This window comes from Streptomyces sp. NBC_00637 (assembly GCF_045161545.1).
In the GTDB taxonomy this organism is placed as follows: Bacteria; Actinomycetota; Actinomycetes; order Streptomycetales; family Streptomycetaceae; genus Streptomyces.
Genome location: NZ_CP109046.1, coordinates 1515736 through 1527856, shown reverse-complemented (window position 1 = coordinate 1527856; position 12121 = coordinate 1515736). Strand labels below are relative to the sequence as shown.

At 71.4% G+C, this 12121-nt stretch carries 11 protein-coding genes; 5 read left to right on the top strand and 6 right to left on the bottom strand.

Going from position 1 to position 12121, the window contains the following annotated elements; translation table 11 throughout:
* Positions 1-99: 99 nt before the first annotated feature.
* The 3 genes from OG440_RS06605 to OG440_RS06595 all read right to left on the bottom strand — a co-directional run bounded on the left by OG440_RS06605 (position 100) and on the right by OG440_RS06595 (position 2813).
* Positions 100-921: an SAM-dependent methyltransferase gene (locus tag OG440_RS06605; protein WP_406005883.1), complete on the bottom strand. Its 822-nt coding sequence runs from the start codon at positions 919-921 to the stop codon at positions 100-102.
* 53 nt (positions 922-974) lie between these two features.
* Positions 975-1838, bottom strand: coding sequence for a helix-turn-helix domain-containing protein (locus tag OG440_RS06600; RefSeq protein ID WP_406005882.1), 864 nt, complete (start codon positions 1836-1838; stop codon positions 975-977).
* Positions 1839-1955: 117 nt separating this feature from the next.
* A complete protein-coding gene (locus tag OG440_RS06595; RefSeq protein WP_406005881.1) occupies positions 1956-2813 on the bottom strand; it encodes a helix-turn-helix domain-containing protein in 858 nt (285 codons plus the stop codon).
* Positions 2814-2842: 29 nt separating this feature from the next.
* On the opposite strand from OG440_RS06595, the gene OG440_RS06590 reads away from it, so the two are divergent.
* From OG440_RS06590 to OG440_RS06580, 3 genes are all read left to right on the top strand, one after another.
* A complete protein-coding gene (locus OG440_RS06590; RefSeq protein WP_406005880.1) occupies positions 2843-3913 on the top strand; it encodes an ADP-ribosylglycohydrolase family protein in 1071 nt (356 codons plus the stop codon).
* 87 nt (positions 3914-4000) lie between these two features.
* Positions 4001-4306, top strand: coding sequence for a 4a-hydroxytetrahydrobiopterin dehydratase (locus OG440_RS06585; RefSeq protein WP_406005879.1), 306 nt, complete (start codon positions 4001-4003; stop codon positions 4304-4306).
* A gap of 196 nt (positions 4307-4502) precedes the next feature.
* Positions 4503-5267: a class I SAM-dependent methyltransferase gene (locus tag OG440_RS06580; RefSeq protein ID WP_406011278.1), complete on the top strand. Its 765-nt coding sequence runs from the start codon at positions 4503-4505 to the stop codon at positions 5265-5267.
* On the opposite strand, the gene OG440_RS06575 is transcribed toward OG440_RS06580, so the two are convergent.
* Positions 5215-5745, bottom strand: coding sequence for a hypothetical protein (locus OG440_RS06575; RefSeq protein WP_406005878.1), 531 nt, complete (start codon positions 5743-5745; stop codon positions 5215-5217). The two genes, OG440_RS06580 and OG440_RS06575, sit on opposite strands and share 53 nt — an antisense overlap.
* Positions 5742-6230: a hypothetical protein gene (locus tag OG440_RS06570; RefSeq protein ID WP_406011277.1), complete on the bottom strand. Its 489-nt coding sequence runs from the start codon at positions 6228-6230 to the stop codon at positions 5742-5744. Before OG440_RS06570 ends, OG440_RS06575 begins: the two co-directional genes overlap by 4 nt.
* A gap of 145 nt (positions 6231-6375) precedes the next feature.
* Between OG440_RS06570 and OG440_RS06565 the strand changes: the two genes are divergently transcribed.
* Both OG440_RS06565 and OG440_RS06560 read left to right on the top strand, forming a co-directional pair.
* On the top strand, positions 6376-7344 hold the full coding sequence (locus tag OG440_RS06565; protein ID WP_406005877.1) for a helix-turn-helix transcriptional regulator: 969 nt from the start codon (positions 6376-6378) through the stop codon (positions 7342-7344).
* Between the two features lie 126 nt (positions 7345-7470).
* Entirely contained in the window at positions 7471-9309 is a 1839-nt protein-coding gene (locus OG440_RS06560; RefSeq protein ID WP_406005876.1) for a rhamnogalacturonan lyase, read from the top strand.
* Positions 9310-9373: 64 nt separating this feature from the next.
* On the opposite strand, the gene OG440_RS06555 is transcribed toward OG440_RS06560, so the two are convergent.
* Positions 9374-12055, bottom strand: a complete 2682-nt coding sequence (locus tag OG440_RS06555) for a cellulose binding domain-containing protein (protein WP_406005875.1) — start codon at positions 12053-12055, stop codon at positions 9374-9376.
* Positions 12056-12121: the final 66 nt, after the last annotated feature.

The following is a 12121-nucleotide window of genomic DNA, read 5'->3' as shown; positions in this document are numbered from 1 at the left end:
CCGGTCACCGATGCTACCGGAGGGAGCGATGGCGCCGGGGGTGCGGACGGGGACCTTCACCGGACCTCCCGGCGGCCGGCGAAGCACCCCGGTACCGGCTCAGGGCTTGCGGGCGACTCCCGCGTACACCGGCACGATGCCCTCCGCCTGGGCCGCCACGTCCTCCGGCTCCGGGCGCCAGCCGGAGACCGGGATGACGCCCGGTCCGAGCAGCTCCAGGCCCTCGAAGAAGCGGGTGAACTCGGCCAGGGAACGCGGGTAGAAAGGGGTTCCACCGCGGCGGAAGTTCTCGGCGGCCTTCTCGATGGCCGCCGCGTTCAGGTCGGGCGTCACCTGGGAGAGGATCAGCCAGCTGCCCGGCGCGAGCGCGGCGACGTACTGCTTCAGCAGACCGTGCACGTCGTCGCCCGCCGGGTCGTCGCCCAGGTAGTGCGTGAGGGCGACCAGCGACAGCGCGACCGGCCGCGTGAAGTCCAGGGTGTCGGCGGCCCGGCGCAGCAGCGTGTCCGGATCACGGACGTCGGCGTGCGCGTAACGGGTGGAGCCCTCCGCCGAACCGTGCAGCAGGGCCTCCGCGTGCCGCAGCACGATCGGGTCGTTGTCCGCGTACACGACCTTGGCCTCGGGGGCCACGCCCTGGGCGATCTGGTGCAGATTGGGCTGGGTGGGGATGCCGGTGCCGATGTCCAGGAACTGGCGTATCCCGGCCTCGGCGGCCGTGCGCACCGCCCGCTGCATGAACCGGCGGTTGGCCCGCGCCCCGCGCAGCACCGTGCCGTCGACGGCGAGGATCCTGCGGGCCAGCTCCTCGTCCACCGGGTAGTTGTCCTTGCCGCCCAGCCACCAGTCGTAGACGCGGGCCGGGTGCGGCCTGCTGGTGTCGATGCGGGCGGGTGCCTGCTCGGCCTCGGATCCGGTCATGCGGGTCTCGCCTCCAGGAGGGTCGGGGCTCGGGCTCGGGGCGACGGGCGTGCTCAGAGGCTCGCGCGGGCGTCCCGCAGGATCTTCTTGGTGTGCTGCGCGGACGCGGCGTGCGTCGTCATGTGGTCGAGGACCTCCAGGTGCGCGGAGACCTCCTTGCGGTCGTCGAGGTAGAGGGCGCCGGTCAGGTACTCCGTGACGACCATGTCGGGCAGTTCGGCCTCGGCGAAACGGAACAGGGAGAACGGCGCGGACGTCCCCGGATGCGGGCCGGCCGTGAACTCGCAGACCTGCAGGGTGATCCGGTCGCGTTCGGTGAACTCCACCAGCCGGTCCAGCTGTTCGGACATCACGGCGGCGTCCACGCTCACCGGACGGCGCAGCACCGTCTCGTCCATCACCACCCACAGATGGGGCGGGTCCTCGGACTCCAGCAACCGCTGGCGCGCGAGACGCAGCGACACATGCCGTTCGATCGACTCCGGGGTCGTCTGGCCGACCGTTCCGGCCTCCAGCACGGCGCGCGCGTAGGCCTCCGTCTGGAGCAGCCCCGGCACGAAGTGCGGCTCGTAGGAGCGGATCAGCCGGGCCGCGCCCTCCAGGCTCACGTACAGGCTGAACCACTCCGGCAGCACGTCGTGGTAGCGCTGCCACCAGCCGGGCCGGTTCGCCTCCTCGGTGAGCGTGACGAACGCCTCGGCCTCCTCGTCGCCGACGCCGTACGTCTCCAACAGCACCTGTACATAGGGGACTTTCAGCGCCACGTCGGCAGTCTCCATGCGCCGCACGGTCGCCGGGGCCACGCGCAGGGCGCGGGCGGCTTCCTCGCGGCCGAGGCCGGCCGCCTCACGCAACTCCTGTAGCCGTCTGCCCAGTACCACCTGGCCCACCGTGGGTGCGGGCCGTCGTTCACTCACCCCACGTCTCCCCTACGCCTCGAGGCACGCGGGCCAGTGTGCCACGTTCCGGCGTCACTCTCACAGGAACGGAGTCGAACATTCATCTGGATCCGCGTCCGGGGCACCGCCGGGCGACTACTGCGCTCGGTCGACGAGTGAGTGGAGGTACTTGACCGTCGCGGGGTCCGCCGGGAGGAACGTCTCGACGGCCAGCTCGGCGACCGTCACGTCCATGGGGGTGTTGAAGGTGGAGATCGACGAGATGAAGGAGAGCACCTGCCCCTCGTGCTCGATCCGCATCGGCAGCGCGAAGTACTGCACGGGTTCCGCCGGTTCGTCCGCCGGGCCGTCTGCCGTCTCCGGCCCGCGCTCCGCCACCGGATACGCGGCCACCTCCTCGTACAACTCCCGCAGCGGGGCCGAGCGGTCCAGGGCGATCTGCCGTTCCATCTGCGCGAGCAGGTGGCCGCGCCACTCACGCAGGTTGCGGATGCGCGGCGCGAGGCCGTGCGGGTGGAGGGTGAGGCGCATCGCGTTGAGCGGGGGCGCGAGCAACGACTCCGGGACGCCGTCCAGCAGCATCGTGATGCCCCGGTTGGCCGCCACCACGTCGTACCGCGCGTCCATCACCAACGCCGGATACGGCTCGTATCCCTGGAGCAGCCGTTCCAGACCCGCGCGCAGCGCGTCCAGCGCCGGGTCGTCCAGCGGGGTCTGCGGGTAGCGCGGGGCGTAACCGGCCGCCAGGAGCAGCGCGTTGCGCTCACGCACCGGCACCTCGAGGTGCTCGGCCAGCCGCAGCACCATCTCCTCGCTGGGCCGGGACCGGCCCGTCTCGACGAAGCTCAGGTGCCGGGCCGAGGAGTCGGCGCGCAGCGCCAGCTCCAGCTGGCTCATCCGCCGCCGCTCCCGCCAGACCCGCAGCAGCGGGCCGGCGCCCCGGCCGACGGGGGCGGCGGAGGCGGCGTTCGTACCGGCCGGGACAATGGTCATACGTACGACCGTAGTTGAGGAGCGCGTGGATGAACGACTGGCGGAAGTCCTCCCTGGAATCGACGGCCGTGTACCGCGCCCGGGTACGCGGTTGCCTCCTCGGCGGGGCACTCGGTGACGCCCTCGGCTACGCGGTCGAGTTCTCCTCCCTCGACCGGATCCGCGCGGCCCACGGACCCAGGGGCCTGACCCGGCTCGTGCCCGACGGCGAGGGCGTGGTCGGCCGGGTCAGCGACGACACCCAGATGACCCTGTTCACCGTCGAGGGCCTTCGGACGGCGGTCAGGAGGGCCCGGCTCAAGGGGATCGAGGGGGCGGAGACGGCCCTGGTGCGCGAGGCGTACGGGCGCTGGCTGGAGACCCAGCAGAGGCCGGGGCCGGCCGACGGGATCACGGGCGGACTCCTCGCCGAGCGCTGGCTGTACGCCCGCCGCGCTCCCGGCAACGCCTGCCTGTCCGGGCTCGCCCGGCGTCACGTCCCCGACCCGTGGGCCGAGCTGAGCGGTGCGCCCGGGCCGGTCAACCCCGGTTCCAAGGGCTGCGGAACCGTGATGCGCTCGGCGCCCTTCGGTCTCGCGCACTCCAGCGCCGAGGTCGCCTTCGGCATGGCCGCCCGCTGCGCCCAGACGACCCACGGCCACCCGACCGGCTACTACGCGGCCGGAGCACTGGCCGCGATCGTGGCTCACCTGACGCGGGGGGAGTCCGTCGAGGGCGCCACCCTGCGCGCCCTGCGGCTGCTCGGCCGCCACCCCGGCCACGAGGAGACCTCGGCCGCCCTGAACCAGGCCCTGGACCTGGCCGCCGAACGCGATCCGAGCCCCGAGAAGGTGGAGAGCCTGGGCGCCGGCTGGGTCGCCGAGGAGGCCCTCGCCATCGGGGTCTACGCCGCGCTGGCCACGCACGGGGTGGAGGAGGCCCTGCTCCTGTCCGTGAACCACTCCGGCGACAGCGACTCCACCGGCTCCGTCTGCGGCAACATCCTGGGCGCGCGGCACGGGGACGTCGGGCTGCCGCACGAGTGGCTGGAGCAGGTGGAGGGCCGGGCCGTGATCGCCGCGCTGGCGGACGACCTCGCGGCCGAATGCCTCCGCGGCTGAGCGGGGAGCGGGCCCTCTGACCAGGGCCGTGGCGGGCTTCCTGTGGCACGCTGGACGGGTACGCGACCTCAGGAAGGGAGCCGTGCCATGGCCGTCGAACCGCTGACACGGACACAGATCGAGGACCGGCTGTCCGGGCTGCCCGGTTGGTCCCTGGACGACGATCACCTCACCCGTACCTACCGCCTCGACTCCCACTTCGCGGCGGCCTCCCTGGTCGTCCACGTCGCGCGGATCCAGGACGAGCTCGATCACCACAGCGAGCTCACCCTCGGCTACAACACGGTGTCCCTCGCGGTACACACCCACAGCGCGGGCGGCAGCGTCACCGACCGCGACGTCGAACTCGCCCGCCGGGTGGAGGCCGTGGCCCCCGCACACGGAGCCCGCTGACCCACGGCGGTCGGGACGGGCGGGACGGCTATCCGGGTATCCGGGTATCCGGGTATCCGGGCAGTGCAGGGGTACCGGGCTACCGCTACGGGGCTACGGGGCTACGGGGCCACGGCGCCGCATGAGCAGAGGGCTGGGCTACGAGGGGACGGGCTCGCACGAGCAGGGGTGCGGCGGTCACGGAACGGGGGCGCGGGTGCTGGACTACGACGAGGAAGCCGAACGCTACGACGCCTGGCGCGGAGGCGAGCCCAGGGCGGCGGCCGCCGCGGAGGGCATCCTCGGTCTCGTACCGGCCCGGGCGCGCAGTCTGCTGGACGTGGCCTGCGGCACGGGCATCGTCACGCGGCGCCTCGCGGCCGGGCGGGCAGGCCTGCGGGTCACGGGCGTGGACCGGGCGCCCGCCATGATCCGACAGGCCGCCGCCCGGTTGCCCGGCGCGGTCGTCCTCGCCGACGGCAGCCGACTCCCCTTCCAGGACGGGGAGTTCGACGCCGTCTGCAGCGTGTGGCTGCTGCACCTGGTCGAGGACGCCACGGCCGCGCGGCGGATCGTCGCCGAGTGCGCCCGGGTGCTGCGGCCCGGCGGGGTGTACATCACCACGGTCGACAAGGGTGCCTCTCACAACGTGGGCAGCGACATCGATGTCGTGCTGTCCTCGCGCCCGCACCGGCCGGCCTCCGACACCGCGGCGCTGGTGGCCTCGTACGCCGTCGAAGCCGGCCTGGTCGCGGCCGGGCAGGCCGGGTTCGACGGGCGGGGGCAGGGCCGCAGCCCGCGCCGGGCCATCGCGGACCTTCGGCGCGGCTGGTTCGTCACCCTGCCGCCCGGTCACCCGCTGGCCGACGAGTTCGCCGCCCGCCTCGCGGCCCTGCCCGACCAGGACCGGCCCCGCCCCGACCCCGCGTTCACACTGAACGCGTTCCGGAAACCGGTTTCCCACCCCCTGGTGGACGGGTGAAGTCCATGACCCAGTTGGTCAGCCAGGTCTCCCCGCCGTCCAGCGAGAAGGCCTGCTCCCAGCGGGCGGACGTGTCGCACACCCCCGACCAGACGAAACGGGCCCGCACGTCCTTGCCGTCGTGCGTGTCGTCGCCGTAGAACTCACCGCGGGCGCGGCTGCCGCCGTCGTCCGCGTCCGCGTCGGCGTCGCCGAAGCCGCCGATCACCGGCGGGAACAGCCTGCCGCTCCGGCTGGACGACCAGTTCAGCGACCACTCGCCGCTCTCCCGGTCGAAGAGCCTCAGGGTCAGCCCCTTCGCGCCGAGGTGCGGCATGTCGATCTCGTCGATGTTCGCGGCCCCGTCGAACAGCGGCCGGCAGTGAGCCGTCGACGGGAACTCCTCCCAGTCGCTGCCGGGGTCGAGGAAGTCGGTGCGTCGGCGGTGGTGGACCTCCCACGAGCCGTGCAGGAAGTCGAAGTCGTGCGGGCTGCTCATGAGCGGTCCCCCGTCGTTCCCTCGGGCAGGGAATCGGTCAAGTAGGCGTCGAGATCGGGCACTTCGGTGGCAGAGCGGACAAGCATGTGACGTACCCACGCGTCCCTTTCGTGCAGGATCGGCGGCAGCTCCCAGACGCAGCCGATCCAGGGCCGGTCGATCGTGACGAAGTGGCTTGGGTCGTCGTCCGGGCAGCCGAGCACCGGCTGGCCCGCGGCCGCGCCCCGGAAGTGCAGGACGTTGTCCCACACCCAGCTGTAGGCGTTGAGGTAGGCGCCGTCGTCACCACCGCGGTGCAGCACGACGAAGGTGGCGGGCGGCGTCCCGTCCGGCGCCGGCAGCAGCTCGGGAAGGATCGCGTGGGCCGCCCTCTCCACCTCGGGCGCGATGCCCGCCGGATCGGAGGTGACGTGGTAGCGCTTGATCCACCGGCCCGCCACCTCGACCGGCGCAAGCACCGTGAGCAGCTTCTCCGCGAAGGGCACGGAAGGCGGGGCCGGGCTCGGGGTGGAGCCCGGCGCGGAGCCCGGGGTGGAGGCGGACGCAGGGGGGAGCGCGGGAGGGAGGGAATCGTGGGAAACGGAGGTCATGGGCAGGACGCTAGGCCCGCTTCACTGACATTCTGTGTCAGTGAAGTCCAGCCGACTCGTGTCGATCCTGCTGCTGCTCCAGACCCGGGGCCGGCTGACCGCCGCCCAGCTCGCGGAGGAGCTCGAGGTGTCGGTGCGGACCGTCTACCGGGACGTGGAGGCACTGGGCGCTGCGGGTGTCCCGCTGTACGGCGACGCCGGTCACGCCGGCGGCTACCGCCTGCTCGACGGCTATCGCACCCGTCTCACGGGACTGACCGCCGACGAGGCGGAGGCCCTGTTCCTCGCCGGCGTCCCCGGCCCGGCCGCGCAGCTGGGGCTCGGTCCGGTCCTGGCCGCCGCGCAGCTGAAGGTCCGCGCCGCTCTGCCGCGGGAACTACGGGCGCACGCGGACCGGATCAGCGGCCGCTTCCATCTGGACGCGCCCGGCTGGTACACGGACGCGGGGGCGGACGGGACGCCGTTTCTTCCGGCGGTCGCCGACGCGGTGTGGAACAACAGGATCCTGAACATCGTCTACCGTCGCTGGCGGGAGCCCACCGACGTCGAACGCCGGCTGGAGCCTTACGGCCTGGTCCTGAAGGCGGGACGCTGGTACGTCGTGGCCGGCCCCGGCCCGCGCACCTTCCGCGTCGACCAGATCCTCGAACTCGCCACCTCCGACGAGGAGTTCACCCGGCCGGCCGACTTCGACCTGGCAGCCCACTGGACGGCGTACCAGCACGGCTTCCACGAGCGGCTGTACAAGGACGGGGCGCAGGCGGTGGTGCGACTGGCCCCAGGGGTGACCCTCTCCCGCGCCGTACGACTCGACGGACCCGCCGGGGCGGACGGCTGGACGCAGGCCACGGTCCCGATCGAGTCCGTCGAGCGCGCCCACGCCGAGTTCCTGGGTCTGGGCTCGGACATCGAGGTGCTCCAGCCGCCGGAACTGCGTGAGCGGATCGCCCGGACGGTGACGGAACTGGCCGCGGTGTACGGCAACTCGCCCGTCCGCGGCGGCGACTGAGGGACGGAACCCATCCGTCCCTCCCTGGAGGTACGTCTCGTGCAGAACCCGCACTCGCATCCCCATCAGCACCCGCAGCCCCCACCGCACTCGGACCCCCCTCCGTACCGGCACCGGGGACGACGAGTGGTCCTCGCCGCGCTGGTCGCCACGACGGCCCTGGTCGGCGCCGGACTGACCACGCTCGGCGCCGGCACGGCCGAGGCCGCCACCGCCCGCCAGGTGGAGGCCCTCGACCGGGGCGTCGTCAGCGTGCACACCGACAGCGGCAACCTGGTCAGCTGGCGCTGGCTCGGCACCGACCCCGACAGCGTCTCCTTCAACGTCTACCGGGCCGGCACCAAGGTCAACTCGACCCCGGTCACCGGCTCCACGAACTACTTCCACTCCGGCGCCCCTGCCCAGGCCGACTACACGGTCCGAGCGGTCGTGAACGGCGTCGAACAGGCCGACTCCGTCCACGCGATCCAGTTCCGCACCGGCTACAAGGACGTCCCCATCACCCCGCCGGCCGGCGGTACGACCCCCGACGGCGTCGCCTACACCTACGAGGCCAACGACGCCTCCGTCGGAGACCTGGACGGCGACGGCGCCCTGGACATCGTCCTGAAGTGGCAGCCGACGAACGCGAAGGACAACTCCCAGTCGGGCTATACCGGCAACACGATCGTCGACGGCGTCAAGCTCGACGGCACCCGCCTGTGGCGCGTCGACCTCGGTCGCAACATCCGCTCGGGAGCCCACTACACCCAGTTCCAGGTGTACGACTACGACGGCGACGGCAAGGCCGAGATCGCCATGAAGACGGCCGACGGCACGGTGGACGGCGCGGGCACGGTCATCGGCAGTTCGTCCGCCGACTACCGCAACTCCAGCGGCTATGTGCTGTCCGGCCCCGAGTACCTGACCATGTTCAACGGCCAGAGCGGCAAGGCGATGAGTTCCGTCGACTACGTCCCGGCCCGCGGCACGGTCTCGTCCTGGGGCGACTCGTACGGCAACCGCGTCGACCGCTTCCTCGCGGGAACCGCTTACCTGGACGGTTCCCGTCCCTCGCTGATCATGGCGCGCGGTTACTACACCCGTACCGTGATCGCCGCCTGGGACTGGCGGGGCGGCGCCTTCACCCGTCGCTGGACCTTCGACACCAGCTCCTCCACCAATACCGGTAAGGGCTACGACGGTCAGGGCTCGCACAGCCTCTCCGTCGGGGACGTGGACGGCGACGGCAAGGACGAGATCGTCTACGGCGCGATGGCCGTCGACGACAACGGCAACGGCCTGTGGACCACGAAGACGGGACACGGCGACGCCCAGCACCTCGGCGACCTCGACCCGTCGCACGCCGGCCTCGAGTACTTCAAGGTCTCGGAGTCGACCGGCCAACCCGCCGAGCTGTACATCGACCCGGCGAACGGCACGGTCGACTGGAAACTGGCCGCCTGCTGCGACAACGGCCGCGGGGTCGCCGGTGACATCTGGGCGGGCAACGACGGCGCCGAGGTCTGGTCGGCCTCCGACACCTCGATCCGTGACGAGGCGGGCGCGACGAAGGGCAGGGAACCGTCCTCCGTCAACTTCCTCTCCTGGTGGGACGCCGACCCCGTCCGTGAACTCCTCGACGGCACCCACATCGACAAGTACGGACCGTCCTCGGACACCCGCCTCCTGACCGGCGCGGGCGTCCACTCCAACAACAGCACCAAGGCCACCCCTTCGCTGTCCGGCGACATCCTCGGCGACTGGCGTGAGGAGGTCGTCTGGCCGACCAGCGACAACACGGCCCTGCGCATCTACTCGACGCCGTACGAGACGACGACACGCATCACGACCCTGCTCCACGACACGATGTACCGCACCGCACTGGCCTGGCAAAATACGGCCTATAACCAGCCCCCGCACCCGAGTTACTTCCTCGGCAACGGCATGCAGACGGCACCCCGCCCGACGGTCTACACGCCCTGAGGTCCACTCCCTCCCAACGAGCGAGGGGTGCGCGTCCCGCTCCCGGGGCGCGCACCCCTGGTCGTCAGCCGAGCGTGCAGCTCTGATCACCGAGCTTGAACGCCACCGGTTTCGTGTTCGACCCCGACCAGCTGCCCGTGAAGCCGAAGCTCACGGACGAACCGGCCGCCACGTTGGCGTTCCAGCCCACGTTCTTCGCCGTCACCGTCGAACCCGCCTGGGTGTAGTCGGCGTTCCACAGCTGGGAGACGGTCTGGCCGTTCGGGAACGTCCAGCCGAGGTTCCAGCCGGACCAGGCGCTCGTGCCCGTGTTGGCGAGCTTGACGTCCGCCTGGAAGCCGCCCGACCACTGGTTGGTGATGGTGTAGGTCACCGCACAGGCACCGGTGGGCGTGGGGTCCGTGGGGTCTGTGGGATCTGTCGGGTCCGTGGGGTCCGTACCCCCGCCTCCGGTGTCGGAGGTGTCGCCGTAGACGACCCCCCGCCCGTTCGTCGAGACGTAGACCCGCCCGTACACCCTCGGGTCACCCGTGATCGCCCCGCCCGTCCAACCCCACTGGTGTGCGTCGTCGTTGACGCGGGTCCAGCTCGTCCCCTTGTCCGTCGAGCGGAAGATGCCCCGGACACCGGCGATCTTCGCGCTGGTGTACAGGGTCTGGTACGACGCGCCCGTCGCCGCCTTGCCGAAACCGATGGTGTCGGCCTGCTCGACCCCCGACAGCTTGGTGAAGGTCGCGCCGGAGGTCGTGGAGTGCCACAGCCCGTACGCCCCGTCACTCGCCCCGCCCGCCAGCCACACATCGCCCTTCGTGCCGGGCAGCGCCTTGAAACGCACACTGTCACCACTGGGCAGACCGGTCGCCGCGGACCCGGTGAAGGTCGCACCGCCGTCCGAACTCACGTAGAACTTGCCCGACTTGAAGCCGTAGAAGGTCTTGGGGTCGACCCGGTCGGACTCGACGACCGCGTCGGCCGGGATCCCGCTAGACGCCTGCCACGAGGTGCCGAAACCCGTGGTGTACTGCACGCCGGCGCCCGCCGGGCTCCATACGAAGCGGCTGCCGTCCGCCGCCGCGGCGACGGTCCCGCCTCCGCTGACCCCCGAAGGGTCCGTCCCCGCGGACCAGTTGGCGCCGTTGTCCGTCGAGAACGCCACGTGCGGGCCCGAGTCCAGGTTGCCGACACGCACCACGGTGTTCGGGTTCGTCTCGGCGTAGTCCAGGCTCGTCGTCGAGGTGAAGTTCGGGGAGGTGAACATCATCGACGGGACCTTCGTCAGGTCCGTGTGCCGGAAGCCGCCGATGTCACCCAGTGCGCTGAGCAGGGGAGCGCCGGACGGTGGGGAGGCGATGTCCAGGACCGCCGTCTCCTCCAGCCCCTGCACCATCGGCTTGATGGTGAACTGGCCCCCGCTGTCCCAGTTGGCCAGGTTCTCCGTGCCGTAGATCGTCGCGCCCGTGCCGTACATCATGCGGCTGGAGTTGAACGGGTCGATCTCCAACGCCTCGGTCATCCAGCCCAGTTTGGGCGACTGCTCGGGCGGCGACGGGTTCGCGCCCCAGGTCAGCCATGGCGACGACGAGACATCCATCGTGTACCGGTTGGCGCGGTTGGGGTACGACGTGTAGTCCCACGCCTTCGTCCAGGTGCCGCCGCTGTCCGTCGAGCGGAAGATCTGGGTGTCCGGCCACCAGGAACTGTAGGCGGTGGCCATGACGGTGCCGGGTTTCTGCCGGTCGATCGTCAGTCCGCTGAAGCCGTAGTACGTGTCGGCCTCCGCCACCGGGCTGATGTCCGTCCAGGTGCCGGTCGCCGTCGCGTAGCGCCACAGCCGGCCCTTGCCGCCGTCGTACGGGCCGCCCTTGTCGCTGTATGCGATATACAGATAGCCGTTGACGGTATCCAGTACACCCTTGTGCGCCAGGTATCCCGTCGGCTGCCCCGCCAGCCGCGTCCACGACACGCCCGCGTCCGTCGACCGGTACACCGCGTTGTCCTGGTCCGCCACGCCGACGTAGATCGTCTTCGTCGCGGTGCCGGACGTCCCGGTGGACTCGTCGAAAGTGACCCAGACGATGCCCTGGTTGTCGGAGGCATAGCCGCTGGTGTCGGTCGGATCCTGCTGGTAGTTGCCGACGTTGGGGAAGTTCGTCACCTGCGACCAGGTGATTCCCGAGTCCGTGGAGCGCCACAGCCCCTTACCGCTCGGCGCGCCCAGGTACAGCACGCTGTCCTTGTTCGGGTCGACCGCCAGCCGCTCGCCCATGCCGCGGCCGGGCATGTTGCCGCCCAGCTTGTAGGGCAGGTCCGTCTTCTGCCAGCTCGCGCCCCGGTCGGCGGAGCGCAGCACGGCCCCGTTCCCCGGATCCCAGCTGTTGGTGTACGTGCCGACCGCCGCGTACACCTTGTTCGGGTCGACGGAGTCGGAGGCCAGGCTCACGACGCCCGTGTGCCCCCAGTCCGCCCAGCCGACCGAGTCCAGCAGCGGCGTCCAGGTCTTGCTCGACTCCTGCCACCGGTAGGCACCACCGATGTCGGTGCGCGCGTAGGCGAGGTTCTTCTCCTTGCGGTTGAAGACGATGCCGGGCACGAAGCCGCCGCCGTCGATGCGGGCGTTCTTCCAGGTGTACGACTCCGCGGCGAGCGTCGTCTGCGGGCTGCCGTCCGCGGCCAGTACGGGCGGACTGCCCGCGATCAGGCCGGCGGCGAGCGCCAGAACTGCCGTGAGGATACGGGTTCTTCGCACGGTGGGGGTCCTTCCGTGAAGAGGAGCGCGCGAGGGCCGGGCGGCCCCCTGTGCGGGTGGGGGCCG

Excerpts from the sequence above, each read along its gene's own strand:
- OG440_RS06575 (WP_406005878.1), bottom strand. The coding sequence starts at position 5,745 with ATGAGCAGCCCGCACGACTTCGACTTCCTGCACGGCTCGTGGGAGGTC.
- OG440_RS06590 (WP_406005880.1), top strand. The coding sequence starts at position 2,843 with ATGAACGACTGGCGGAAGTCCTCCCTGGAATCGACGGCCGTGTACCGC.
- OG440_RS06605 (WP_406005883.1), bottom strand. The coding sequence starts at position 921 with ATGACCGGATCCGAGGCCGAGCAGGCACCCGCCCGCATCGACACCAGC.
- OG440_RS06595 (WP_406005881.1), bottom strand. The coding sequence starts at position 2,813 with ATGACCATTGTCCCGGCCGGTACGAACGCCGCCTCCGCCGCCCCCGTC.
- OG440_RS06585 (WP_406005879.1), top strand. The coding sequence starts at position 4,001 with ATGGCCGTCGAACCGCTGACACGGACACAGATCGAGGACCGGCTGTCC.